Origin of the sequence: Agrobacterium pusense, from assembly GCF_900102105.1 — a bacterium.
Lineage (GTDB): Bacteria > Pseudomonadota > Alphaproteobacteria > Rhizobiales > Rhizobiaceae > Agrobacterium > Agrobacterium pusense.
The window spans coordinates 1-25,141 of sequence record NZ_FNBB01000016.1 but is presented as its reverse complement, the minus strand read 5'-3'; the positions used below and the strand labels follow the sequence as shown (position 1 = coordinate 25,141).

Sequence of the window (25,141 nt, the reverse complement as noted above, 5' to 3'; positions counted from 1 at the left end):
ATTATCCGAGATAGGTCCGGGCCAGAACATCGGAAAGATGCTCCATGTCGGTTTCGAGCTGGCGGTAGATCGCGCCATTCATGTTTTCCGGCGTCATGACCGCCAACCCGGAATGCAGACGCATCGTCTCGCGGTAGAAGGGCGACATCTGGCCGTTGACGAAGGCGTTTGGAAGCTGCTCCACCTCGGTGCGGATCTCGTTCAGCTGAAACAGGATCGAGCGGGGATTGAGCGGGTCGAGTGCCAGAAGATCGGTCACGGTCAGACCTGCCGTATTGACGTTATACCGCCGGCGATGGGTCATGACGCTGTCGCCGATTTCAAGCAGCATGTCATAGGATCCATCTGGCGCGTCCGGGCCGGTCATATGGCCGAGAAGACGCGTCATATGCAGTCCGCGTTCGAGATAACGGCCGATCGACAGGAAACGCCAGCCGGTAAAGCGATACATGTTTTCGTGCACCAGGCCGGCAAAGCCCGCAAGCTTGCGCAAGAGGACCGTCATGGCATGGGTCGCGTCGTCGCCGGGAGCCACTTTCGCGTGGAAACGGCGGGCCGTCTTGGCAAGGTCGTTCAGCGCCAGCCATCCGTCCGGTGAAAAGCGGTCACGAATGTTGCTGGCGGAATAAAGCGCGCTGTTGATGTTGGTAAGCAGGCTTTCCGGCACGGCATCGTTCATCTCCACATCAAGCGCTTCGAGATACCGCGTGACATGCGCGAGCAGCGGCTGGCGCGGATCAGCGGATTCGGCATAACGCCCATGCCAGGCGCGAAGGATGCGCAAGGCGCCTTCAGAGCGCTCGATATAACGACCCAGCCAGAAGAGATTGTCGGCCGCACGGCTTGGCAGGCTGCCCGGCATGTTGCGGGTGAAGCTCTCTTCCGCCGGCAGAAGCGTGGTGCGCTCCACCGGTCTGTCGCTGACGATCCAGACATCAGCCGCGCTTCCGCCCGATTGCATGGCGATGGCGGACACGTCGTCACCGCTGCCTATCCGGGCAAAGCCACCCGGCATGATCTGCCAGCCATCCTGGGTACGGGCGGCAAATACACGAAGGCTCATCGGGCGCGGCACGAGCTTGTTGTCGACGTAGGCCGGGGTGGTTGAAAGCTTCACCACTTCCTGGCCCACCAGCCTGTGGCCATCGGAGGCAAGCCAGTCGCTGATCGATTCCTTTGCAGTTTCTCTCAGGGAAGAGCCGAGCACGGACTGGCCGTTATCGTCGAAGAATGGAAGCCGGGAATAGGCCGGGCCAATGACCATGCCTTCGATATTGCCGGCGACGTGACGGCGTTCAGCCTCCTGTCCGCACCACCAGGTGGCGATGGACGGCAATTTCAGTTCTTCGCCGAGAATGTGGCGGCAGATGCGCGGCATGAAGGCAAGCAGCGCCCGCGTTTCCAGAATTCCGCTGCCGAGCGCGTTGACGATGGTGAGCGCTTCATTGCGCAATGCCTGTACCATGCCCGGCGTGCCGATATGGGATTGCTGGTTGAGCTCCAGCGGATCGGAATAGGATGCGTCGAGACGCCGCCAGAGGACGCCGATCGGCTTCAACCCGGCAACCGTTCTGACCATGACGCGGCCATTGACAACGGTCAGGTCTTCGCCCTCCAGCAGCATGAAGCCAAGATAACGGGCGATATAGGCGTGTTCGAAATAGGTCTCGTTGGCCGGGCCGGGTGTTAACACGGCGATCCGGTCGTCAGGGTGTTTTCTTTGCGCCTGCAGCGTGTCGCGGAAAGCACCAAAAAACGAGGCCAGACGGTGAACATGGGTTTCGGCATAGATGTCGGAGAGCGCACGCGTGGTCGCTACCCGGTTTTCGAGCGCGAAACCCGCACCGGAGGGCGCCTGCGTCCTGTCGGCCAGCACCCACCAGTTGCCATCTGGCCCACGCCCGATCTCGAAGGAACAGAAGTGCAGGTAATGACCGCTTGCCGGCTTTACGCCGACCATGGGGCGCAGATATTCGGGATTCGAGGCAATCAGCGCCGGCGGCACATAACCTTCCTTCACCAGTCGGTTTTCGCCGTAAAAATCGGCGACCATGGCTTCCAGAAGATTGGCGCGCTGCTTCAACCCCTCGGCAAGAACCGTCCATTCCCGGTCGTCGATCAGCACCGGAATATGGGAGATCGGCCAGTTTCTTTCGCTGCTGCCCTTGCCGTAATCGCGGTAGAACACGCCGGCATCGCGCAGATAGCGGTCAGTGCGGGCAAAACGCTCATGCAGCTCCCGCTCAGACATGCGCGAGAGGGCCTCGAGCAGGGTCTTCCAGACCGGTCTCACCGCGCCGTTGTTATCGAGCATTTCGTCGGCAACGCCAGGCAAGGGCGAATATTCAAGCCCGCTTGGTCGCGCGCTCGTTTCCGTCTTGCGTTCCGTTGCCGGGGCTTTAGACAATTTATACTCCGTAAGGCCGGCGCAGATCGAGCGTCAGCGGAAATTCTGGCGACACGGTTTCCGCCCGAAGCGGATATTGCCCTGCCGTATGCCCCCATGGTTCGAAACGGGCGAGGCGGCGTGCCTCCGCCTCATTGCCGTTGACGGGAAATGTCTCGTAATTGCGCCCGCCTGGATGAGCAACATGATAGATGCATCCGCCGATCGATCGCCTCGACCATGTATCATAAATGTCAAAGGTCAAGGGTGAATTGACGGGCAGCACGGGATGCAGGCCGGAAGCGGGCTGCCATGCCTTGAAGCGGACGCCGGCAACCGCGACGCTGCGGTTTTCCGTCGGAGTCAGCGGAACGGCGCGGCCGTTGCAGGCCACCGCGTAGCGGGCGGGATTGGACGTTTCGAGCCGCACCTGCAGGCGCTCGACGGAGCTGTCGACATAACGCACGGTGCCGCCGATGGCGCCCTGTTCGCCCATCACATGCCAGGGTTCCAGCGCCTGGCGCAATTCCAGCTTTGATCCTTCATATTCCACCTCCCCGAAAAAGGGGAAACGGAATTCCTGCTGGGCGGTGAACCATTCGGGCTTCAGGTCGAAACCGTTTTCCCTGAGGTCTGCAAGCACATCCAGGAAATCCGCCCAGATATAATGCGGTAGCATGAAACGATCGGCGAGTGCCGTGCCCCAGCGCACGAATTTGCCGACGGCCGGGTTTTTCCAGAAACGCGCAATGAGAGCACGCACCAGCAACTGCTGGGCAAGCGACATGCGCGCATTCGGCGGCATTTCGAAACCGCGAAATTCCACCAGCCCGAGGCGGCCGGTCGGTCCATCAGGCGAAAACAGCTTGTCGATGCATATTTCGGCGCGGTGGGTATTGCCCGTTACATCCGTCAGAAGATTGCGGAACAGGCGGTCAACCAGCCATGGCAAGGGCGGAACGCCTTCACCGGGCAGCGGCACCTGCGCAAGCGCGATCTCCAGTTCGTAGAGACTGTCGTGGCGGGCTTCGTCGATACGTGGCGCCTGGCTCGTCGGGCCGATGAAGAGCCCTGAGAAGAGATAGGAAAGCGAGGGGTGCCGCTGCCAGTGCAGCACGAGACTTTTCAGAAGATCGGGTCGGCGCAGGAATGGGCTGTCATTGGGATTGGCGCCGCCCACCACCACATGGTTGCCGCCGCCGGTGCCGGTATGACGGCCATCGATCATGAATTTGTCGGCACCGAGACGTGACTGGCGCGCCTCTTCGTAGACTGCGGTGGTAATGTCGACACAGTCCTTCCAGCTTGAAGCGGGGTGGATGTTGACTTCTATGACACCAGGATCGGGCGCGACGCGGATTACATTGATACGCTCATCATGCGGCGGCGCATAACCCTCTATGTGGACTGGCAGTCCAAGATCGGCCGCTGCCGCCTCCGCTGCTGCAATCAGCTCGAGATAGTCCTCGATGCGTTCCACTGGCGGCATGAAGACGCAGAGCCTGCCATCACGCGGTTCCACCGACATGGCGGTGCGCACCGCGCCGCCGATTTCGCCGATCGTCTGCTCTACGCGTTCCTGCCCCGCGGCTTCGCTGGCATGGAAAGAAGCTTCGGGCAAGGCGCGGCCCGATGGCGTGAAGACGTCGGGAAGCGGACCGCGAGGGATCGAGGGGTCTGCCTCGTGAATATAGGGATAGGCGGATGGCGGCACATAGGGCAGGGTGCCCAGTGGCAGGCGGTAACCCACCGGGCTGTCACCCGGAACGAGGAATATTTTACCGCGCCGCGTCTTCCATTTTTCGCTGATCCAGCGCTTGCCGGCGGCGCGCGCATTCCACGCCTGAACGGGAAGAATATAGCCGGTCGGTGTCGTCAGTCCCCGCTCGAAGACGCGGGCTATGCGGTTTCGCTCCTCCGGGTCCTTCAGCTTGGAATTTGACGGGTCAACATTGTCGGGAAGGCTTCCTTCCTTGATGATCCATTCCGCCGGATCCTCATAGGCCGGCAGCACCAGCTCCCGTTCGATGCCGAGATGGGAGGCGATGCCGCCCAGCAGTTTCTGCGCGTCTTCCGCCTTTGCGCCGGTATTCGCGCCCTCCTCGGCGATAAGCGCCGGGTTCTGCCAGATCGGCAGGCCATCCTTGCGCCAATAGAGCGAGAACGTCCAGCGCGGCAGGCTTTCGCCCGGATACCATTTTCCCTGGCCGTAATGCAAAAACCCACCCGGTGCGAAACGCTCGCGCAGGCGGCGGATCAGAAGGTCGGCCTTTTCGCGCTTTGTTGGCCCCACCGCACCGGTGTTCCACTCATCGGATTCGAAATCGTCGATGGAAACGAAGGTCGGTTCGCCGCCCATGGTCAACCGGACATCATGGGTATTCAGAACCTCATCGACCTCCTGGCCGAGCGCATTGAGTTCGTCCCAGCTTTCGTCCGAAAAAGGCTTGGTGATGCGCGGCGTCTCGGCAACCCGCCGGACCTGCATGTCGAAGGCGAATTCCGTGTTGGCATGGCCGTAATAGCCGCCAGAAATAGGCGCGGCGTTGCGGTAATGCGGTGTTGCCGCCAAAGGAATATGGCTCTCGCCGGTCAATAGACCGGACGTGGGGTCGAGGCCGATCCAGCCCGCACCCGGCATATAAACCTCGGCCCATGCGTGCAGATCGGTGAAGTCCACCTCGGTGCCGGATGGGCCGTCCAGCGCCTTGAGGTCCGGTGTCAACTGGATGAGATATCCCGACACGAAACGGGCAGCGAGGCCAAGATGCCTCAGGACCTGCACGAGCAGCCAGCTGGTATCGCGGCAGGACCCCTTGCCGGAAGTAAGCGTCTCCTCAGGTGTCTGGACGCCGGGTTCCATGCGGATGACGTAACCGATCTCCTGCTGCAGGCGGGCGTTGAGGCCGACGACCATGTCCACCGTCTGTTGACCTGGAGTGCGGTCGACAGTGGCCATGAAGGCGGCGAGCAGAGGACCGGTCGGTTCCGGCTTCATGTAGATGGAGAGATCGTCGCGCAGTTCCTGCGGATAGTCGAAGGGCCACTTTGTCGCCTCTTCCTCCACAAAGAAATCGAACGGATTATAAACCGTCATATCGGCGACAAGATCGACCTCGATCTTGAATTCGCTCACCGGTTCCGGAAAAACGAAGCGGGCAAGGTAATTACCGTAGGGATCCTGCTGAAGGTTCACGAAGTGATTGGAGGGTGAAACCTTGAGAGAATGGCTGATGACGCTGGTTCTGGAATGTGAGGCGGGCTTCAGTCTGATGATCTGTGGTCCAAGGCGAACCGGATTGTCGTATTTATAATGCGTCAGATGATAGATGCTCGCTTTGATCGCCATTAATCTGCCTTGCCCGGTTTTCCGGCTTATGCGGTTTGTCCGCCCCTCTGAAATTACTCGGATTTTGTGCAATGCAGGAAAAGAAAGCAAGGATCATTTCCTGGGGCAATCGCATTGTTGGTCGAAGCCGCTTCATTTGCCTGCACGAAGAATTGCGCGGGCTTTCAGGTTGTCGCCGCGGAGATTTCGCCGGCATTGTGGACATGGTCGAACGGCGTGTTATTGCTTGGCATCGAAAGGCGCAGAATCGCGACCGGCTTTCTTTGCCCACTGACGTTTCGGAATGGATGAATGGCAACATCGGTAAGCGACGATCAGCGCAAGGGCGCGGCTAACCTTTCGGGCTTCGATCTCGATTTTCCGGCTCAACTGCGCGTGATGGGGCGCGCCTTCTGGACATCGCCGGTGCGCAACCGTCTGATCTTGCTGTCGATGGCCCTTCTCACGGTGATATTGCTGACGGCCTACGGGCAGATCAGGCTCAATGAATGGAATGCGCCGTTTTATAACGCGCTGGAACGGCGCGATCTCGACGCCTTCCTTCATCAGCTCGAGGTTTTCGCGGTCATCGCCGGGCTGTTGCTGCTCCTCAACGTCATTCAGACCTGGCTCAACCAGATGACGGCGCTTAACATGCGCGAGGGTCTTGCCAAGGATATGGTGGACCAGTGGCTGAAGCCGGGTCGCGCCGCCCGCCTCGCCAGTTTCGGCACGATAGCCATCAATCCGGACCAGCGGCTCCATGACGATGTCCGCAACCTCGCCGAAAGCAGTACGGCGCTTTCGATCGGTCTTGTGAACGCGACGATCCTGCTTGTCAGCTTCATCGGTGTCCTCTGGTCGCTCTCGGCGGGCTTTGCCATTACCATCAGCGGCGATACCTATGCTATCCCCGGCTATATGGTCTGGGCGGCAATCCTTTATGCCGGTTCCGCTTCCCTGCTCAGCAACCTCGTCGGTTATCGGCTGGTGGGGCTGAACGCGGAGCGTTATTCCAAAGAGGCTGAGCTTCGCTTTTCGTTAATGCGGGCGAGCGAAAATCTTGCCGCCATTGCCCTTGCGCGCGGCGAAAAAAATGAGAGGCGGCGGATTGGCGTCGATATCGATGCCGTCCTCGGTGTCATCCGGGGACTCGCCATGGCGCTGACACATCTGACCTGGGTCTCGGCGGGATATGGCTGGCTCGCGGTGGTGGCGCCGATCCTGATCGCGGCTCCGGTCTATTTTTCCGGCAATCTCACTTTCGGCGGGCTGATGATGGCGGTCGGCGCCTTCAATCAGGTGAATACGGCGCTACGCTGGTATATCGACAATTTCGGGCCGATCGCCAGCTGGAAGGCGACGTTGCAGCGTGTCTCCGTGTTCCGGAACGCTTTGATCCAGATGGACAGCGTGGAACAGCACGGCCTGACGATCGATCTGCAACGCAGTGCGGAAAATGACAGAATCCGTCTTCAGTCGGTTACGATCTGCCGCGATGCGGGCGGGCAGGATATTGAACGCGGGTTCATGCTGCATGAGGCGGATGTCGAGGTCGGGCCGGGCGAACGGCTGATGATCAATGGCGAGCAGGGTGTGAACCGGCGGCTTTTGTTCGCAGCTATGGCGGGGCTGTGGCCCTGGGGCCAGGGCAGGATAGAGATGCCGGATCAAACCGACACGCTTTTCATTGCTCAGCACGGTTATCTACCGGCAGGAACGCTGCGCGAAATCATGGCTTATCCGCGTGCACCCCAGCGCTTTGCGGATGAGGACTATGTTTCGGCGCTCGCCGCATCGGGTCTCGGCGAGATGGCCTCTCGTCTTGATGAAAACATCCGTTGGGACAAAAAACTGGATTCGGACGAACAGGCCAGCATCCGGGTTGCCAATGCGCTGTTGCTGAAACCGAAATTCATCGTCATTGACGATCTGCTGGAAGGCTTGGAAAAACAGACGCAGGACACGCTGGCCGGGGTTTTGAGCGGGATCGAGGGCGCGGCGATTGTTTATATCGGCCGGTCCGAGACTTTTCTGTCGATTCTTTCTCCGGCGGTCGCCCATCTAGACCACGTCTCCCAGAAGGACGGGACGGACAGGCGCGATGGCGGCGCCCCGCAATAGCTCAATGGTCGTGCTGCCGGGTGTGCCGATCGAGGCGTATCACAGCCGCAAATGCCATTTTTCAGAGTTGAGCCGCTGTTGTTTGGCGATACTTATGGTGTGGTTCGGCTCCACCTGTGAGCGGAAAGCCAGTGTACCTGTTGCCAGGCTGATGGCGACAACGCTAGCGACCGCCAGAACTATACGATCGTAACGCTGCTGTATCGTGTTGTTTCCACTCCAGTCATAGGCCATTTGTACGCCCCCGCGCTTTTTTGGAATCGTGCCCCATCATGGTTAACCGAAGCTTACGATGACCCTGTGATTCCTTGCGGTTTTGGAAGGGCTGCCGCGACAAATCGGCTATTGGCGGAAGGGGTGCGGTTGTTTAAGTCCGGCAGCGGGAGGTTTGTGAAAGGAATTTGACAGATGGATCAGCAGCCGCCCGCCGATATGGAACTGACGCTCAGAACGCTTGCCATGCCTGCCGATGCCAATCCGGCCGGCGATATTTTCGGCGGCTGGGTCATGTCGCAGATGGACCTTGCCGCTTTCGTCCGCGCCAATGATGTGGCCGGGGGCCGAACCGTCACCGTCGCAGTCAACGAGATCGTCTTCAAGAAGCCGGTCAAGATCGGTGATACATTGTGCGTCTATACCCGCATCGAAAAGATTGGCCGCACCTCCGTCACGCTCAAGATCGAAGCCTGGACGCGCCGGCACTATCGGGATTCGCGTGAAAAGGTGACGGAGGCCGTCTTCATCATGGTCGCCGTCGATGAGAACGGTGAGCCGCGCCCGGTTCGGAAAGACGTATGAGGCGTTGATTTTCCTTCCGGATGCTGTCCGGAACGCATCGTGGAGAGACCGGCAGCGCAAGCGCCTTGGCCTTTCCGCGACCCCCATATTTCGGAAATACCGAATTTATTTATCAATTTTTGCGATCAAGATATGGAGTAGGACGGGGATCAGGCTTTGACCATTCCAGGTGTTGTTATTGTCGGCGGCGCTCATGGCACGCTCGCCCTCGCGCGCAGCCTCGGGGCCCTGAATGTGCCTGTTTATTACCTCACCCATGACTCACCCTTGCCCAGCTGGTCGCGTTTCGTGCGGGAGACAATACGCTGGGCCGGTCCGCACGACGCAGGGGCAATGTCTTTCCTGCGGCAGATGGCCGACAGGCATCATCTCAAGGGTTGGCTGCTGGTCCCATCCGGCGATGGTGAGGTTCAGCTCGTTTCGCAGCATCACGATGAACTTTCGGCTCTCTACAAGATCGTTCTGCCGGACTGGGCAGCGCTGCAATGGCTGTGCGAAAAACCGCTGCTATACAGGCGTGCGGCGGAACTCGGCGTCAGAATTCCCAGGACCTATGCGCTGGCATCAGCCGCTGATATCGATGCGCTTGACGTGCTGTTTCCCGTCATTCTCAAGCCAAATATGGGCGGCGGCGATACTGCGATCGCCCGCGCCAAGGTCGTCCGCGCCGAAGATCGGGAGGCCCTGAAAGCCGCCTTTGCCGAGGCCAGCGAAGAGATCGGCGCCGGCAATGTGGTGGTGCAGGAACTCATTCCAGGTGGCGGACGAAACCAGTTCTCCTATGCTGCCCTGTGGCTGAACGGAGAACCAGTGGCGGAATTCACCGCCCGGCGCATCCGTCAGTATCCCGTCGATTTCGGTTACACCAGCACTCGGGTCGAGATTGTCGACAACCCGTCGGCGATCGATGCCGCCCGGACAATATTGAGGTCCGCCGGTCATAGCGGACTGGTCGAGGTGGAATTCAAGTTCGATGACCGGGACGGGACGCTGAAACTTCTCGATGTGAATCCGCGTCCGTGGTCGTGGTTCGGCCTCTGTTCTGCTGCCGGCATTGATCTTGGCGCATTGTTGTGGCGTGCCGCCAACGAAGAGCCGACCGGCGAGCCGGTCAAGGCCCGCAACGGCACGTCGTGGTCCTATCTTGTCCGTGATCTTGTTGCTGCATTTACCCTGGGGCGGAGAGGGGAGGTGCGGGCTGCCGACTATCTTGCGTCCCTCGCCAAGGTCCGCAGTTGGGCTGCATTTGCGCTGAATGACCCGCTGCCGGGCCTGATCGACCTGCCGCTGACAGCCTTCAGGGTGTTGAAAAAGCGGATATTACCCGGCCTGTCGTCGCGACAACCGGCGGGACTTTTTCTGCAGCCGGTAAAACGCCTTGTGAAATACACCGTCATAAGGGCCGGGCTGGAGGTGAGTTCCCTTCCGGCTGTCCGCTCGGCATTCCCTTCGCTTGCCGGGCGAGGTGTCATCTTCACGCTTCACCACGTGCGTCCGGGCGGCGCTGTTTCGGCTTTTGCGCCCAATGTACAATTGTCCGTCACGCCGGAGTTCCTCGAAGAGGCCGTACAGGCGGCGCTTGAATCGGGTCTCGTTCCCGTTCACCTGCATGATCTTCCGGCACTGCTTGCCGGCAGCGGAGAAGACCGGTCGTTTTGTGCCTTCACGCTTGATGATGGCTATCGCAACAACGCAGACTACGCCGCGCCGATCTTTCGCAAATATAACATTCCCTACACGATCTTCATCACGCCCGGTTTTGTCGAGCGTACACGCGGCCTGTGGTGGGAGACCGCCGCCGCGTTGACGCAGAAGGCGGCGTCGTTCGATTTCGATTTCGGGGCAGGGCCGGAGCACGTCACATGCGGAACGCCCCTGCAAAAAGCGGATGCATTCGCGCGGCTGGAAAATTTTGTCCAAAGTGCCGCCGAAGATGAAGCGGTGGAGAGGATCGATCGCGCCGCTCGACAGTGTGGAATCGATCCGGTTGCCATCGTGGACGAACTCATCATGGATGCCGCAGAACTCAGGGCGCTGTCGGAGGATCCTCTGGTGCATCTCGGCGCCCATACCATGACCCATGTGAATATGCGCAAGATCGACGCTGAGCGCCTGGCTTACGAGATTGCGGAATCGAAGCGCCGGGTAGAGGAATATGCGGGCCATACACCGCGCTCCTTTTCTTATCCCTATGGTTGGACGAAGGCGGTGGGCGAGCGCGAGGCGAAGGCGGTATCGGACGCAGGGTTTTCCGCGGCAGTCACCACACAGGCGGGGGTTCTCGGCCTCGGCAGTCTCGAAAAGCCCACACTCTTGCCGCGTGTTTCACTGAACGGCCGCTTTCAGAAAAAGCGCTTCGTCAAAGCCCTTATCTCCGGTCTGCCTTTCCGCTTCGTTTAGCGACGCGAGGGTTCGTCATCCTTGCTGGCACCCCGCTACCGGTGGGCATGGCTGATCTTGCTTTCCATTTCTCTCCGGCGACTTGAAAGGTCCGTGCGATCAATTTTGTTATTCACATCTATTTATCTATTGAATATAAATAAATTTATCGACGTAAAACCTTACAACTTTTCGAAGGCGATGCCGTGCTGTTGATTTTTGCCGATGATCTGACTGGCGCGCTCGACGCGGCCGCCCCCTTTGCCGGGCGCGGAATGGTGACAGAGGTGGCAACGGGGCTGGAAGGCGTGCATGCGGCGCTGGCCGCTGCCCCTGCCGTTCTCAGCGTCAATCTTGGATGCCGCGATGGGAAGGCGGACGAGGCCCGACGTCGCACACAGGAACTACTGGCACTGGTTCCAGCCGACACGATCCTGTTCAAAAAGATCGATTCCCGCCTGAAGGGACATATTGCGGCTGAAATGGATGCAATTTCTTTCCGGCGCGCTCTTGTCGTGCCGGCAATTCCGGATTTCGGACGTATCGTCAGCGGCGGCGCCGTCTCGGGCTTTGGGGTTGAAACCGCCATCGCGATTGATGAAAAACTGGGAAGACATGCCCTGCGTTGTTCGATACCCGATACGCGAACGACTGAGGATATCAGGCAGGCCCTTTCTGCCGCGCAGGCTGAAGGGATTGATCTTTTCATTGGCGCGCGTGGTCTTGCAGAGACGCTGGCGGCGGTGATGTCGGCGCGCGTCCTGCCCGATGTTGCAACCGTTCCACCTGGAAAGGGGATCTTTGTCATCGGTTCCCGCGATCCGATTACGTTGGAGCAGATTGACGTCCTCAAGAGCGCGGATCTGGTGTCGATCATTGAAGCGCCCAACGGTGCCGTTCCTCTGGACGCGGAGGAAGACGTCGACCTTTCCCTCATTCAGGCAACCCAGGGGAATGAGTATCTTTCTTCGCTTGAAGTTTCAGACCGGTTGGCGGAAGGGGTCGTTCCGCACTTCACGGCCGGCGCGGGCAGGCTGCTTCTGTCGGGTGGGGCAACGGCCGAGGCGGTGCTGCGGGCGATGGGCATTTTGCGGCTGCGTCTTGCCGGCGAGTGCCTGCCGGGCCTCGGTGTCGGCTGGGCGGGAAACCAATGCATCATTGCGAAATCGGGCGGTTTTGGGCAAGCTGACACATTGAAACGTATCGCGAAAATGATGCTTGGCGCGACAGATGCTGGAGAGAGCTGACCAGATGGGGCTGATGAAAGAAACGGCGCGCAAGGCACTTCCGGACATTATTTTCGAAAGGATGCACCGGGCGATAAAATCCGGCGCCTACAAGCCGGATGAAAGATTGCCGACCGAACATGAACTCGCCATGGAATTCGAAGTGTCCCGGCCGGTCGTTCGCGAGGCACTACGGCGATTACGCGAGCAGGGTTTCATTTACTCCCGCAGAGGTTCCGGCAGCTATGTCCGGGCCTTCGGTTTGCGGGAACCGCTTGGCTTCGGACAGCTGGAAAACGTTGCGGACCTTCTGAATTGCTACGAATTCAGGCTGACGCTCGAGCCCGCGGCGGCCGCTGCCGCGGCATTGCGGCATGACGCCGAAAGACTTGCGGCCATCAGGAAGGCGCTTGAGCTGATGCGGGATGCGACCAACCGCCAGTCCCACCGCGAGGATGCCGACTATCAGTTCCACCTTGCCATCGCGCGGGCGGCGCGGAACAGCTATTTCTCCACCGCGATGGAGGCTCTCAAGGATCATATCGCGGTCGGGATGAAATTCCACGGCATGTCCGTAAAGCGCGAGGCCTCGGGCCTGACCCGCGTTTTTGCCGAGCACGAGGCCATCGCAAAGGCGATCGCGGATGGAGATGCCGATTCAGCCCGCCAATTGATGCTGCAGCACCTGACAGGATCGCGCGACCGGCTTTTCGAGTCATCGCACGGAGATTAGGCGGCTCAAGTAAACGGCCCGAGAACCGATGCGCGGTCACGCGCATCGGTTCTGCTTCAGTAGGCGTGACGGTAAATTCCCAGCACGTCCTGCAGGGTCATGTCGACGGGGTTGTTATCCATCAACCTGCGGATGGCATGGGCATCCTCGGCATAGCGGGTCAGATCGGCCTCGGCTGCTCCGTGTTTGGCAAGCGACATTTCGATGCCGAGCGCCGCGCAGAAATCGGTTGCTGCCTTGCGCAGATCACCGGGCGAGAGATGGTCACGAAGCCCCAGCGCTCCGGCCACTTCCGCCGTCTTCGCGGAAACCGCAGGCTGATTGAAGGCCAGCACATGTGGAAAGACGATGGCGTTGGCCAGCCCGTGCGGCAGGCTGAGACGCGTGCCGAGCGGATAGGCGATGGCGTGGCCGGCCGCCGTGTTGACCGGCCCGAGGCAAATGCCGCCATAATAGGAGGCGAGCATCATGCCTTCCCGCGCTTCCGTATCCGAACCGTCACGTACGGCGCGGGCGAGATATTTCCCGACCAGCGTGAAGCCCATGCGGGCAAAGCCATCAATCATCGGATGTGCCTTGCGGTTGGTAAAGGCTTCGACGCAATGGGCCATGGCGTCGATGCCTGTTGCCGCAGTTACGGCCGATGGTACGGAGTAGGTGAGTTCCGGATCGAGAATAGCGAAATCCGCGATCAGATACGGGCTTTCGACGGCGATCTTGGTGCCCTTGAGGGGATCGGTGATCAGCGAGCGGATGCCTGCTTCCGAGCCGGTACCGGCCGTGGTGGCTATCTGCACGAGGCGTGTATCGCGACGGGCGACCTTGTTAGGTCCGGCGACGTCCTCGAGCGTCTGATCTGAATTCCACAATGCGGCGACAAGCTTTGCCACATCCATCACCGAACCGCCGCCGAGGCCGATGATGAGATCGGGCCTGGCAGTGCGCGCCGCATTGAGAGCGGCGTCCAGTGTCATCGTATCCGGCTCACCCGGAATGGCGTCGAAGACGGCAAAGGGCCCCTGCAGTTGCAGACGTTCGGCGAATTTTGCCGTCAGCGGCGTTGCGATTACCAGTGTTGAGGCCGTTTTGCCGGCCCAGTCACCAACCTGCGCGACGGTGCCTGCGCCAACCGCGAGCCTGCGCGGCTGGTGGATAAGAATGGGAGCCGTAGGCATGGTGCTCATCCCTTTCCACCCTTGCCTGCCACGAGCTTGCGCGCATAGGCGATGGCCGCATTCATGTTGCCGTGATTGGCGATGCCCTTGCCGGCTATGTCGAAGGCGGTGCCGTGATCGACGGAGGTACGGTCTATCGGCAGGTCGACGGAGACATTGACGGCGGTGTCAAAGGCGACGAGTTTGATGGGGATATGCCCCTGGTCATGATATTGCGCGACGACGAGATCGAAAGCGCCTGAATAGGCGCGATGAAATACGGTATCGGCGGAAACAGGCCCCTGTACCTCGATGCCTTCGGCGCGTGCGGCCGCAACCGCCGGCGCGATCTGATCGTCGTCCTCGGTGCCGAAAAGACCGTTTTCGCCGCAATGCGGATTGATGCCCGCCACCGCGATGCGGGGTCGTTCGTAGCCGATGCGCTTCAAGTGGGCGTTGCCGGCGCGAATGGTGGCCAGCACCCGCTCCGTCGTCGCCCGGCGTATGGCCTCCTGCAGCGAGACGTGGGTCGAAACATGAATGACCTTCAGCCGCTCGGACGCGAGCAGCATATAAGCGGCCAAGGCACCTGTCAGGCTGCGCAGCATGCCGGTGTGGCCGTCATAATGATGGCCCGCAAGGTTCAACGCTTCCTTATTGATCGGCGCGGTGACGATGCAGCCGATCCGCCCTGCCTCGGCGTCCCGCACAGCCGTTTCGATGAAGCGGAATGCGGCGTCGCCGGCCACCGGTGAAAGCGTGCCCCAGGGCAAAGGCGCACCCTCAACGGGCAAGTCTGCCACGTGGGGGGCAAGATCGATATCGAGACCGAGCGCCTGCCTTGCTGCCTCCAGCGTGGCGAGGTTTCCGTAAATCCGCGTTGCGGCCTGGTCGGAAGCGGACATTTCAGCAAATGCCCGGACAGTGATCTCGGGACCAACCCCGCAAGGATCGCCCATCGTGATGCCGATAATATTGCTCATCTTTTTCTCCCGTCCGCAGTTTCGGCCCAGCCGGGCTCCAGCCGCACATATTTGATGGCGCGACGATGATAGGTGTAGCTTGCGTGCAGCGCACCGTCAGGTGTCTCCAGAAGCCATGGATAGGACATTTCCAGGTTTCGGCCATCCGTCGAATCGTTCGACAGACATGTGCCCGGCCCGTTCTCGATCAGGATACGGGTCGGAAAGCTGCGCCCGTCGTCATCGGAAAGGCAGATTGTGATGGGTGCGCGCGGCACCCCCCAGACGGGCACGCATCCGCCGCTTGGATCAGCATCCGGCCTGCCATCGTCCTCTCCGAGTTCGTCATAAAGCGAGGCGCGGCGGTCGCTCGACTGGGCGGCGTTGACGGGATTGCAAATCATTGCCAGCCGGCCGCTACCGAGCCTTGTCACGGCGATGGAAGAATTGTTGTTCGGCACATCGGTCGGATGCGGCCTTGACCATGAGCGACCGCCATCCTTGCTTTCGGTGCGGTAGACAAAATCGGCCTGGCGACGGCGAAAAAAAGCGGAGTGTTGTCCGTCCGTTCCCGCCACCGGGCTCATATGCACGCAGCCGATCGAGTCCGGCAATTCCTGCAATGTCCATGTCTCGCCATCGTCCGTGGAAATGCCGAGCGCTGCCGTATCGTGGCTGCCGTTCCATTTCTGTCCGGGTCGCTGAACGCAACGGAAGATCGGCAACAGCCACGCTCCATCATCGCGGATGCGCAGCGGCGCGCGGATGAAACAGCCCTTGGGAAGATCGAGAAATCGTCCATCCTCTGAAATGAGCTTCTCCGGTTCCGACCGATTACGATGGATTTTCGCCATGCGGATGCGGCACTCATCTTGATTGCCGGAGGGCTGGGCGGTGTGAAACAGCCAGAGAGCGCCATCCGGCGCGGTGAAAAGAACAGGATTCTGTTCGGAGCGGGCCGTATCATGACTGAGGCGCTGCGGCGCTCCCCAGCGTCCGGCTCCGGGCGTCAGCACGGATGCGAAGATGGAAATATCCGACTTTCCCTCGAGCGTTCCCCCGAACCATGCGCAGAGCAGCACGCCATCGTCCAGAAGATGCAGGAAGCTCGCATGGTTCTGGATCATGGGCGATGGCAGAAAGGCTTCACGCCGTTTTTCTGACGTGACGTGGATATCTCCGGTCATGGCCTGAGCGATGTCATCAGGGGTCATCTTGATCTCCTCTTGGGCAGATGAAAATGGCATATTCGAAAAGTTGTCAAGTTTATTATGTAGAAAATATCGTGATATTCATTCGGAGTTTTATATCTAATATGTTGATTTACAACAATAAAAATTATAAACCGAGACTGATCTGAAATCGGTAAGGAAAAATAAATTGACAAAAAATGCGATAGCGTCGATGCTTTGATGACGGGTGGAGGAGACGATCATCCGCACGCCATGCTCCCCGATGCGGGAGACGGGGCCTTCAACTGCCTCTTGCGGTCCACCGCCATGTTGCTGAATTTCTGATCTGGGAGGAGAACGGAATGAAGAAGTCATTGATTGCGGGCACCCTTGTTTTGGGTTCCCTCAGCGCCGCCGGCTCGCCGGCGTTTGCAGCTTCGGGGCCGATCAAGATCGTGCTGGCGGAAGAAGCGGACCTGCTTGAGCCCTGCATGGCCACGCGCTCCAACATTGGCCGTATCATTATGGAAAATGTCAGTGAGACCCTGACCGAGCTTGATGTGCGCGGCAAGAACGGCGTTCAGCCGCGCCTTGCTGAAAAATGGGAGCAGAACTCGGATGGCAGCTGGCGCTTCCACCTGCGTCAGGGCGTGAAATTTTCCGACGGTACGGATTTTGACGCCAAGGATGTGAAGCACAGCTTCGAGCGCATCATGAGCGACAAGAACGCCTGCGAGTCCCGTCGCTATTTCGGCGGCATGACGGTGACGCCGACGGTTGTCGACGACCATACGATCGATTTCAAGACGGATCCGGCCCAGCCGATCCTGCCGCTGCTGATGTCGCTCGTGACCATCGTTCCCGAAGAAACCAAGATGGAATTCATCCGCGAGCCTGTCGGCACCGGGCCCTACAAGCTGACCAACTGGACTCCCGGCCAGCAGATCGTACTGACGTCGCGTGATGATTATTGGGGCAAGAAGCCGCAGGTCACGGAAGCGACCTATCTCTTTCGCGCCGATCCCTCGGTGCGGGCCGCCATGGTGCAGACTGGCGAGGCCGATCTCTCCCCCTCCATTTCACAGCTAGACGCGACAAATCCTAAGACCGATTTTTCCTATCTCGACAGTGAAACGGTCTATATGCGCCTCGATCATAATATTGCGCCTTTGAACGATGTCAGGGTGCGCCGCGCGCTCAACCTTGCCATCGACAGGCAGGCATTTCTCGGCACGCTGGTTCCCGAAGGAGCGGTCCTGGCGACGGCGCTGGTTCCGCCGACCACGCTCGGCTGGAATCCCGACGTCAAGGTCTTCCCCTATGACCCTGAGGGTGCAAAAAAGCTGCTCGAAGAGGCAAAGGCCGCCGGCGTAAAGGTGGATACACCGATCACCGTCATCGCGCGCACGGCGAATTTCCCGAACGTTACCGAGATCATGGAAGCGATCCAGCAGCAATTGCAGGAAGTCGGCTTCAAGATCGACCTGAAATTCGTGGAAGTGGCCGAGCACGAAAGCTATTATTCGAAGCCATTCAAGGAAGGCCGTGGACCGCAGATCGTCGCCGCCATGCATGACAATTCCAAGGGCGACCCGTCCTTCACGATGTTCTTCAAATATGCCACCAAGGGTACCCAGTCCGGCTTTTCTGACAAGAAGGTGGACGATCTGATCGAACGCGCCTCCGCAGCCGTGGGTGACGAGCGCGCCAAGCTCTGGTCCGAACTCATCGCCTATCTGCATGATGACGTGGTAGCGGATGTGTTGCTGTTCCACATGGTCGGTTTCTCCCGTGTCTCCGAGCGGCTGGACTTCAAGCCGACCATTGCCACCAACTCGATGCTGCAGCTTTCGGAAATCGGCATCAAATAAGGTCCCGCGTCCTGTCAATGAAGAAGCGGCGGCGCGGCGGAAGCTTCGCCGCCGCATTGAAAAACCGGAGGCAACAATGCTGAACTTCATCCGAAAACGTTCATTTGCGAGCCTGATCTCCCTGATCGGCCTCATCGTGATGGTTTTCTTCCTGTCCCGCCTGACGGGCGACCCTGCGGCGCTGTTTCTGCCGGTGGAAGCGTCCGAGGAATTGAAGCAGCAGTTTCGCGCCTTGCACGGTTTGAACGACCCGCTGATGGTGCAGTTTCTGCGCTATGCCGGCGATGTGATGACGGGTGATCTGGGTGAATCTCTCCGAAAGGCGCGCCCGGCGCTGGATGTGGTGCTGGAGGCTTTCGTCTGGACGCTTTGGCTTGCCGTTATCACCATGTCGCTGGTCACCACGGCGGCCATCATCATCGGCTCGCTCGCGGCGTTCCGTTCCGGCGGCTTTTTTGACCGCGTCGCTTCGAGTATCTCACTCATCGGGGCATCCGTGCCGGATTTCTGGCTGGCGATCGTTGCGATCGTGGTTTTTTCCGTCAACCTGGCCTGGCTTCCCACGTCGGGCACAGGGTCCGTGCTGCACTGGATATTGCCTATCGCGGTTCTGTTTGTACGCCCCTTCGGCATTATCGTGCAGGTGGTGCGCGGCTCGATGATCGGCGCGCTGTCCTCGGCCTATGTCAAAACGGCGCGCGCCAAGGGTGTGAAATCGGGTCCGATCATCTTCATCCACGCCTTGCGCAATGCCATGTTGCCCGTGATCACCGTTATCGGCGATCAGGCGGCGAGCCTTCTCAACGGCGCCGTCGTGGTTGAAACCATCTTTGGTTTCCCTGGTGTCGGCAAGCTGATGATCGATTCCATCCTTCAGCGGGATTTCAATGTCGTTCTGGCCGCCATCCTCGTCACGGCGTTGGCCATCTTCCTGATGAGCCTTCTGATCGATATCGCCTATGCGCTGCTCGATCCGCGCATCCGGCACTGAGGAGGTCGTCCAGCCATGAGCCTTATGAACGCCGATACTGAGATCATCGATGAACCGTCTTTCGCAACCCGCATGCTGCGCATGTTGTGGGCGGACAAGTTTGCGCTCTGCGCGGCCATCTTTCTCGTCATTGTCGTCATTCTCGCCTTTGTCGGCCCGGCCTGGCTCGGCGATCTCGCGACAAAACAGAACCTGCGCGGGCGCAACCTTGCACCGTTCGACTGGCAGCGCGAGTGGTATTTCTGGCTGGGGGCGGATGCACTCGGCCGCCCGCTTCTCGCGCGCATCGTCGCCGCCACACAAAACACGATGATGATCGCCGCCGGCGCGGTTTTTCTCTCCGCCGTCACCGGAACTGTACTCGGCCTCATCGCCGGTTTTTCCTCCAGCCGCACCGGTCAGATCATCATGCGGCTTGCGGATGTGATCATGTCCTTTCCATCGCTGCTGATTGCGGTCATCGTGCTTTATCTGCTGGGCTCCTCCATCCTCAACCTGATGCTGGTACTCGCCATCACACGGATTCCCGTTTATATTCGCACCACCCGGGCGGAGGTGCTGGAGGTGCGCGAACGGATGTTCGTGCAGGCGGCGAGGGTCATGGGCGCTTCGGGAAAACGCATCCTCTTCCGCCACATCCTGCCCGTGGTGCTGCCGACACTGACGACCTTGGCAACGCTTGATTTCGCTTATGTCATGCTCGCGGAAAGCGCGCTGTCCTTCCTCGGCATCGGCATTCAGCCTCCGGAAATCACCTGGGGCCTGATGATTTCGCAGGGGCGGCAATATCTCACCAATGCCTGGTGGCTGTCCTTCTGGCCGGGGCTCGCCATCATTCTCACCACCCTGTCGCTCAACCTGCTGTCCAACTGGCTGCGCATCGCGCTCGACCCGGTGCAGCGCTGGCGGCTGGAAATGAAGGGCCGTAAAAATGGCTGATCATCTTCTCGAGGTGCGCAATCTTTCCGTGGAATTCCACACCGTAAGCGGTGTCGTGCATGCGGTGAAGGATGTCTCCTACCATATCGACCGAGGTGAGACGCTGGCGATCCTTGGCGAAAGCGGTTCCGGCAAGTCGGTATCCTCGTCGGCCATCATGAACCTCATCGACATGCCGCCCGGCCGCATCGGCGGTGGAGAAATATTGCTCGACGGCAAGGACCTGCTGACCATGCCGACCGAGGCGCGCCGCGAGATCAACGGCCGGCGCATCGCCATGATCTTTCAGGATCCGCTCAGCCATCTCAACCCGGTTTATACTGTTGGCTGGCAGATCCGCGAGGCAATGACCACGCATGGCATGGGCAAGGCCGAGGCAGAAGCGGAAGCGAGGCGGCTTATAGCGCGTGTGGGCATTCCCGATCCTGACAGGGCGCTGACGAAATACCCGCATGAATTTTCCGGCGGCCAGCGCCAGCGCGTGATGATCGCCATGGCGCTGGCGTTGCGCCCCGATCTTCTGATCGCCGACGAACCCACCACCGCGCTCGACGTGACGGTGCAGGCGGAAGTGCTTTCGCTGCTCAGGGAACTGCAGCGGGAAACGGGCATGGCAGTGCTCATCATTACCCATGATCTCGGCGTAGTCGCCGAAATTGCCGACCGGGTCGTGGTGATGGAGAAGGGCGTTCTGGTAGAGGCCGGCACCGTTCGCGAGGTTTACAGCAATCCGCAGCACCCCTACACCCGCAAGCTGATCAACGCCGCCCCCGGCCGGGGCGAGATGCATGAGCCGAAAGCAACGGGTGAGCCATTGCTCAGCGTGCGGAATGTGCGCAAGCGTTACGGCGCCTTCGAGGCGTTGAAAGGTGTCTCTTTCGACCTGATGGCCGGAGAAACCATCGCCGTCGTCGGCGAAAGCGGTTCCGGCAAGTCGACGCTCGCCCGCATCCTGCTGCGGCTCGATGAGCCGGATGCCGGCAGCGCCGTCTGGAAGGGGCGTGACTTGTTCAGGCTGTCGCCAGCGGAGCTTTATGCGCTTCGGCGCGATCTGCAGATGGTGTTTCAGGACCCTACCCAGTCGCTCAATCCCCGCATGACGGTGTTCCAGCTGATTTCCGAAGCCTGGGTCATCCATCCGGACATAGTGCCGAGGGCGAAATGGCGCGAACGGGTTGCCGAATTGCTGCAGCAGGTCGGTCTTTCACCGGATCATATGCGCCGGTATCCGCATCAGTTTTCCGGCGGCCAGCGGCAGCGCATCGCCATTGCCCGGGCGCTGGCGCTGGAGCCGAAGCTGATCATCTGCGACGAAGCGGTTTCTGCACTCGACGTTTCGGTTCAGGCGCAGGTTATTGCGCTGCTGGACAAGCTGCGCCGCGAAATGGGCCTCTCTTTTATCTTCATCGCTCACGACCTGCCGGTGGTGCGGGATTTTGCCGATCACGTCATGGTCATGCAGCGCGGGGAGGTGGTGGAATTCGGCACCGTCCGCCAGATTTTCGAAGCGCCGGGCGAGGCTTACACGCGCGCGCTCCTTTCAGCCAGTCTCGACCCCGACCCCGATAGGGAGGCCGGACATAACGCTGCATCGCCTGTCCAGGCCACCGGAAATTCAAGCGGAGTTCTTTCATGAGCAAACAAGCCTTCGTTGCGCTCGTCACCTGTTTTAATGAAGACGAAACCATCAATTATGAGGCGACGCGTGCGCAGGTGCGCCGCCAGGTAGCCGCCGGCAACAACATCATGTGCGCCGGTACCAACGGCGATTTTACCGCGCTGACGCATGATGAAAAGATCCGGCTGACGGAGGAGGTGGTGGATGAGGTGGCCGGCCGCGCCAGGGTCATCGTGAATGCTGGCATGCCGGCCACCTTCGAAACCCTGCAGCTCGCGAGATCCTTCGACCGTATTGGTGTCGACGGCATCGCCGTCATCACGCCCTTCTTCATCGCCTGTACGCAGGATGGCCTGATCCGCCATTTCTCGACGGTGGCCGACGCTGTCGACACGCCGGTCTATCTCTATGACATTCCCGCCCGCACCCAGAACCACATAGAACCGGAAACCGCCCGCAAGCTCGCCACTCACGGCAATATCGCCGGCATCAAGGATTCCGGCGGTGCACAGCAGACGCTCGAAGCCTATCTTCGGGTGGCGAAGGATGTGCCCGGCTTCGAGGTCTATTCCGGCCCGGACCATCTCGTTCTGTGGTCGCTGCAGAACGGTGCGGCAGGCTGCATTTCCGGTCTCGGCAACGCGCTTCCGGATGTGCTCGCCGGCATTCTCGATGCTTTCAACGCCGGCGACATCGCCGAAGCCGAACGCCAGCAGGCCATTTATGCGGCTTTCCGCACAGATCTTTATGCCCTCGGTTTCGCGCCGGCCATGGTGAAACGTTCGCTTTATCTCCAGGACCCTTCCGTCGGCGCCAGCCGCCAGCCGGCGCTCCTGCCGGATCCTGATCAGGATGACCGGATCATTGACATCCTCCGGCGCTATCAGCGACTGTAGACCTGATCGATCAATCACACCCGCCTGGCAAAATCCGAGGCGTGTCATCAGTAAATATCGGCAAAAACAATCAAACTCCAACCCCATTCCGTGAGCTCGTTCAAGACGAATAATTTGTGACACAAACGCGAAATTCCGCTTGTCAGCCCGGCCATTGATGTTTAAGAGGAGCGCGCAACGCAAGCGTTCGCGCATGCGGAGAGGTGGCAGAGTGGTCGAATGCACCGCACTCGAAATGCGGCATACCTGCAAGGGTATCGTGGGTTCGAATCCCACCCTCTCCGCCATTGATGCAAAAAAGCGTAATTTTATCAATGTGTTGTAATTAATTTGCGCCTTCGCCCCACAAAATGACCCACATAATTGTTGTGTGAGGATCATCATCGTTGGCTTGGCTGTTAGATAAGTGTCGCGAACGTCGCACCGTGGGTAAAGTCTTCGTGCCTAGGCCCCGAAAAAGTTCGCTTTGCGCTCTTGGTTGACCAAAGAGTGCAGTGGCGTTTTCTTCAGCCTCGACTTATCTCATGCAAAAGTAGCTCGCACCATTTGTATGGCCTCCTGCTCCAGGTCTGGCGGATATCCAAACTTCTTGAGGATGCGTTTCACTAGGATGCGCATCCTGGCGCGGGCACTTGCCTTGTGTTGCCAATCAACGGTGACTGAGCCCCGCATGTTCTCGACCAGTTCGTGGGCGATCACACGCAACTGTTCGCTACCCATGACCTCGACGGCCGTCTCATTGCCAGCAAGCGCGTCATAAAAGGCGATCTCCTCCGGAGAGAGACCAAGCTCATCACCACGTGCGGTCGCCGTTTGGATTTCCTTCGCCAGCGCGATCAGTTCCTGAATCATTTCGACCGTCGAAATCGCATTGGCATGATACCGGGCCACCGCCTCCTCAAGGCGTCGAGAGAAGGTCTTGGACTGAACGACGTTGGTTTTGGACCGGCTCTTGATCTCCCCGTTCAGAAGCTTCTTCAGAGCTTCCAGCGCGAGGTTCTTCTTTTCCATCTTCTGGACGTCCATCAGGAACTGGTCAGAGAGAACAGAGATGTCGGGCGACTGCAGCCCCGCAGCCTTCAGGATGTCTACGATCTCGGCATTGGCTACGGCCTGGTTGAGAAGCTGCTCCACCGCCATTGATTTGGCCTTGTCGGACATCTTGCCGGTAGCCGTGGTTTTCACCAGAGCGGCGCGAAAGGCCTGGAAGAAGCACACCTCATCACGAATTTCCGTTGCCGCATCGCTGGCGGAGGCAAGGGCATAGGCCTTGCTCAGCTCCAAAACCGCATCCTGATATCGGCGATGCGCCTGATTCTTGATCTCTGGGCTTTCGACTTTTGCTGCTTCCGCCTGCTGCCACTTCAAGATCCAGTCGATGCCGTCCGCCAGCGCCTTCAGCCGCTCGATAGGCTTGCCCGTGACACCCAGGCTGTAGTCATGCCCGGTGAACATGCCCCGGACGATCTCGTATTTCTCCAGGAGGACGGCGACGGCTTCCTCTTCATCAATCCCCGTCTTGTCTCGATCGGACTGGGAATACTGCGCGAGCGCCTTCTTCAGGTTGGTGGCGATGCCGATGTAATCGACCAGGAGGCCGCCTGGCTTCTCCTTGAAGACACGGTTGACGCGGGCAATTGCCTGCATCAACCCATGACCCGCATCGGCTTGTCGATATACATCATGTGCATGCAGGGCGCATCGAACCCCGTAAGCCACGTGTCGCACACGATGACCAGTTTCAGCGGATCATCGACCTTTCGCGCCCGCTTGGCGAGATCGTCGCGGCCGGACATTGCCTTGGCGACCCTCGCCGTTCGGATGCACATCGACTGTCATGTCTGCTAACAGGATAGATCAATCCGGCGCTTGGGTGAAGCCGGTTTATGTCAGGCAACGTACTTGCGATCGATCACTCGAGTGAGGAGGACGATCGCCTCTGATCGGTCGAGTGGCGCTCAACGGCTGATGAGGGCGGAAGTTTGCTTGGTCCGATTGCCGGTCTTTCCTGGCGTTTCCACGTCATCGAACATTCGAAGAGCGAGTAAACAAATGACGACCAGCGACAGGCGGGTAATAACGGGCTCCTGTGCTCCTAAGGAATGACGCGTGGTCGTCAGCTCGCACGTCCGCAATGGCGAGGCGCCCTGACGTTTTTGCGAAATCAGCACCTTCGATAGTGCCCGGCGTTCAATACCGGGGTTGCAATTACGCGCGCAACGAGCGAATTGACCTCTCAACGGTCGGCAGGCTCCGACAAGTCGCGAGCCTTGTGCCTCACTATCGAGCCACGAAGGAGGTGTTAACCCCGATATGTTGCACCAGCCGCCCGCGTCCCGGACGTCACAGCCTGATGAGCACCTGCCCAAAAGCAACTGGTTTCGCACGGGCGGTACTACGGCGCTGCGATCTGCGTGCGCTCCATTTTTTATCTACGGCACGACGGCGGGCGAAAAAGCGGATTTGATCAGTGTTCTGGTGTACTCAGCCGAAGGCCGGTTGAAGATGGCGTTTGTCTCTCCCTCCTCGACAATCTTTCCGTTTCTCATGACGATGACGTAATC

19 protein-coding genes and 1 tRNA gene are annotated in these 25,141 nt (G+C 59.6%); 12 read left to right on the top strand and 8 right to left on the bottom strand.

All coding sequences use genetic code 11. The annotated features are described in order from the left end of the window. Position 1: 1 nt before the first annotated feature. Positions 2–2,407 carry a circularly permuted type 2 ATP-grasp protein gene (locus BLU28_RS23965; protein ID WP_022563319.1) on the bottom strand — a complete coding sequence of 802 codons (2,406 nt, stop codon included), beginning with the start codon at positions 2,405–2,407 and terminating at the stop codon, positions 2–4. Between the two features lies 1 nt (position 2,408). After that, positions 2,409–5,735, bottom strand: a complete 3,327-nt coding sequence (locus tag BLU28_RS23960; protein ID WP_022563320.1) for a transglutaminase family protein — start codon at positions 5,733–5,735, stop codon at positions 2,409–2,411. Positions 5,736–5,806: 71 nt separating this feature from the next. On the opposite strand from BLU28_RS23960, the gene BLU28_RS26445 reads away from it, so the two are divergent. Continuing rightward, on the top strand, positions 5,807–6,070 hold the full coding sequence (locus BLU28_RS26445; protein WP_034500309.1) for a hypothetical protein: 264 nt from the start codon (positions 5,807–5,809) through the stop codon (positions 6,068–6,070). Continuing rightward, the gene (locus BLU28_RS23950) at positions 6,027–7,838 is read left to right on the top strand and encodes an ABC transporter ATP-binding protein/permease (protein ID WP_022563321.1); all 1,812 of its coding nucleotides are present in this window, start codon (positions 6,027–6,029) and stop codon (positions 7,836–7,838) included. Before BLU28_RS26445 ends, BLU28_RS23950 begins: the two co-directional genes overlap by 44 nt. Before the next feature lie 39 nt (positions 7,839–7,877). On the opposite strand, the gene BLU28_RS23945 is transcribed toward BLU28_RS23950, so the two are convergent. Further along, positions 7,878–8,072: a hypothetical protein gene (locus tag BLU28_RS23945; protein ID WP_022563322.1), complete on the bottom strand. Its 195-nt coding sequence runs from the start codon at positions 8,070–8,072 to the stop codon at positions 7,878–7,880. A gap of 174 nt (positions 8,073–8,246) precedes the next feature. Between BLU28_RS23945 and BLU28_RS23940 the strand changes: the two genes are divergently transcribed. From BLU28_RS23940 to BLU28_RS23925, 4 genes are all read left to right on the top strand, one after another. Continuing rightward, complete coding sequence (locus BLU28_RS23940) at positions 8,247–8,636, top strand: acyl-CoA thioesterase (RefSeq protein ID WP_004437343.1); 390 nt, start codon at positions 8,247–8,249, stop codon at positions 8,634–8,636. Between the two features lie 156 nt (positions 8,637–8,792). After that, complete coding sequence (locus BLU28_RS23935; protein WP_022563323.1) at positions 8,793–11,036, top strand: polysaccharide deacetylase family protein; 2,244 nt, start codon at positions 8,793–8,795, stop codon at positions 11,034–11,036. A 185-nt stretch (positions 11,037–11,221) separates the two neighbouring features. Further along, positions 11,222–12,262 carry a four-carbon acid sugar kinase family protein gene (locus tag BLU28_RS23930; protein WP_022563324.1) on the top strand — a complete coding sequence of 347 codons (1,041 nt, stop codon included), beginning with the start codon at positions 11,222–11,224 and terminating at the stop codon, positions 12,260–12,262. Between the two features lie 4 nt (positions 12,263–12,266). Beyond that, complete coding sequence (locus BLU28_RS23925) at positions 12,267–12,974, top strand: FadR/GntR family transcriptional regulator (protein ID WP_004437348.1); 708 nt, start codon at positions 12,267–12,269, stop codon at positions 12,972–12,974. A gap of 56 nt (positions 12,975–13,030) precedes the next feature. Here the strand turns inward: BLU28_RS23925 and BLU28_RS23920 are convergent, their stop codons facing one another. From BLU28_RS23920 to BLU28_RS23910, 3 genes are read right to left on the bottom strand one after another with little or no spacing between them, the layout of a single operon-like run. Next, positions 13,031–14,158, bottom strand: coding sequence for an iron-containing alcohol dehydrogenase (locus tag BLU28_RS23920; protein WP_022563326.1), 1,128 nt, complete (start codon positions 14,156–14,158; stop codon positions 13,031–13,033). Further along, on the bottom strand, positions 14,155–15,111 hold the full coding sequence (gene pdxA, locus BLU28_RS23915) for a 4-hydroxythreonine-4-phosphate dehydrogenase PdxA (RefSeq protein ID WP_006699954.1): 957 nt from the start codon (positions 15,109–15,111) through the stop codon (positions 14,155–14,157). The genes BLU28_RS23920 and pdxA overlap by 4 nt, the downstream gene beginning before the upstream one ends. Next, positions 15,108–16,304, bottom strand: coding sequence for a sialidase family protein (locus tag BLU28_RS23910; RefSeq protein WP_077987506.1), 1,197 nt, complete (start codon positions 16,302–16,304; stop codon positions 15,108–15,110). The genes pdxA and BLU28_RS23910 overlap by 4 nt, the downstream gene beginning before the upstream one ends. Before the next feature lie 320 nt (positions 16,305–16,624). Between BLU28_RS23910 and BLU28_RS23900 the strand changes: the two genes are divergently transcribed. From BLU28_RS23900 to BLU28_RS23875, 6 genes are all read left to right on the top strand, one after another. Continuing rightward, positions 16,625–18,133 (top strand): ABC transporter substrate-binding protein, encoded by a 1,509-nt coding sequence (locus BLU28_RS23900; RefSeq protein WP_077987505.1) that lies wholly within the window; start codon positions 16,625–16,627, stop codon positions 18,131–18,133. 76 nt (positions 18,134–18,209) lie between these two features. Continuing rightward, positions 18,210–19,124, top strand: coding sequence for an ABC transporter permease (locus tag BLU28_RS23895; RefSeq protein WP_022563329.1), 915 nt, complete (start codon positions 18,210–18,212; stop codon positions 19,122–19,124). A gap of 15 nt (positions 19,125–19,139) precedes the next feature. Continuing rightward, positions 19,140–20,063 carry an ABC transporter permease gene (locus BLU28_RS23890; RefSeq protein WP_022563330.1) on the top strand — a complete coding sequence of 308 codons (924 nt, stop codon included), beginning with the start codon at positions 19,140–19,142 and terminating at the stop codon, positions 20,061–20,063. Beyond that, on the top strand, positions 20,056–21,699 hold the full coding sequence (locus tag BLU28_RS23885) for an ABC transporter ATP-binding protein (RefSeq protein ID WP_006699958.1): 1,644 nt from the start codon (positions 20,056–20,058) through the stop codon (positions 21,697–21,699). Before BLU28_RS23890 ends, BLU28_RS23885 begins: the two co-directional genes overlap by 8 nt. After that, positions 21,696–22,577, top strand: coding sequence for a dihydrodipicolinate synthase family protein (locus BLU28_RS23880; protein WP_004437365.1), 882 nt, complete (start codon positions 21,696–21,698; stop codon positions 22,575–22,577). The genes BLU28_RS23885 and BLU28_RS23880 overlap by 4 nt, the downstream gene beginning before the upstream one ends. A 197-nt stretch (positions 22,578–22,774) precedes the next feature. After that, positions 22,775–22,864, top strand: a tRNA-Ser gene (locus BLU28_RS23875). Between the two features lie 235 nt (positions 22,865–23,099). Here BLU28_RS23875 and BLU28_RS23870 read toward each other — a convergent pair. Continuing rightward, the gene (locus BLU28_RS23870) at positions 23,100–24,224 is read right to left on the bottom strand and encodes a DUF3387 domain-containing protein (RefSeq protein ID WP_234794443.1); all 1,125 of its coding nucleotides are present in this window, start codon (positions 24,222–24,224) and stop codon (positions 23,100–23,102) included. After that, on the bottom strand, positions 24,224–24,406 hold the full coding sequence (locus BLU28_RS26665; RefSeq protein WP_234794442.1) for a type I restriction enzyme subunit R domain-containing protein: 183 nt from the start codon (positions 24,404–24,406) through the stop codon (positions 24,224–24,226). Before BLU28_RS26665 ends, BLU28_RS23870 begins: the two co-directional genes overlap by 1 nt. Positions 24,407–25,141: the final 735 nt, after the last annotated feature.

Coding starts and splice junctions, on each gene's coding strand:
- BLU28_RS23960 (WP_022563320.1), bottom strand. CDS start 5,735: ATGGCGATCAAAGCGAGCATCTATCATCTGACGCATTATAAATACGAC.
- BLU28_RS26445 (WP_034500309.1), top strand. CDS start 5,807: ATGCAGGAAAAGAAAGCAAGGATCATTTCCTGGGGCAATCGCATTGTT.
- BLU28_RS23950 (WP_022563321.1), top strand. CDS start 6,027: ATGGCAACATCGGTAAGCGACGATCAGCGCAAGGGCGCGGCTAACCTT.
- BLU28_RS23945 (WP_022563322.1), bottom strand. CDS start 8,072: ATGGCCTATGACTGGAGTGGAAACAACACGATACAGCAGCGTTACGAT.
- BLU28_RS23940 (WP_004437343.1), top strand. CDS start 8,247: ATGGATCAGCAGCCGCCCGCCGATATGGAACTGACGCTCAGAACGCTT.
- BLU28_RS23925 (WP_004437348.1), top strand. CDS start 12,267: ATGGGGCTGATGAAAGAAACGGCGCGCAAGGCACTTCCGGACATTATT.
- BLU28_RS23920 (WP_022563326.1), bottom strand. CDS start 14,158: ATGAGCACCATGCCTACGGCTCCCATTCTTATCCACCAGCCGCGCAGG.
- pdxA (WP_006699954.1), bottom strand. CDS start 15,111: ATGAGCAATATTATCGGCATCACGATGGGCGATCCTTGCGGGGTTGGT.
- BLU28_RS23910 (WP_077987506.1), bottom strand. CDS start 16,304: ATGACCCCTGATGACATCGCTCAGGCCATGACCGGAGATATCCACGTC.
- BLU28_RS23900 (WP_077987505.1), top strand. CDS start 16,625: ATGAAGAAGTCATTGATTGCGGGCACCCTTGTTTTGGGTTCCCTCAGC.
- BLU28_RS23895 (WP_022563329.1), top strand. CDS start 18,210: ATGCTGAACTTCATCCGAAAACGTTCATTTGCGAGCCTGATCTCCCTG.
- BLU28_RS23890 (WP_022563330.1), top strand. CDS start 19,140: ATGAGCCTTATGAACGCCGATACTGAGATCATCGATGAACCGTCTTTC.
- BLU28_RS23885 (WP_006699958.1), top strand. CDS start 20,056: ATGGCTGATCATCTTCTCGAGGTGCGCAATCTTTCCGTGGAATTCCAC.
- BLU28_RS23880 (WP_004437365.1), top strand. CDS start 21,696: ATGAGCAAACAAGCCTTCGTTGCGCTCGTCACCTGTTTTAATGAAGAC.
- BLU28_RS23870 (WP_234794443.1), bottom strand. CDS start 24,224: ATGCAGGCAATTGCCCGCGTCAACCGTGTCTTCAAGGAGAAGCCAGGC.
- BLU28_RS26665 (WP_234794442.1), bottom strand. CDS start 24,406: ATGTGCATCCGAACGGCGAGGGTCGCCAAGGCAATGTCCGGCCGCGAC.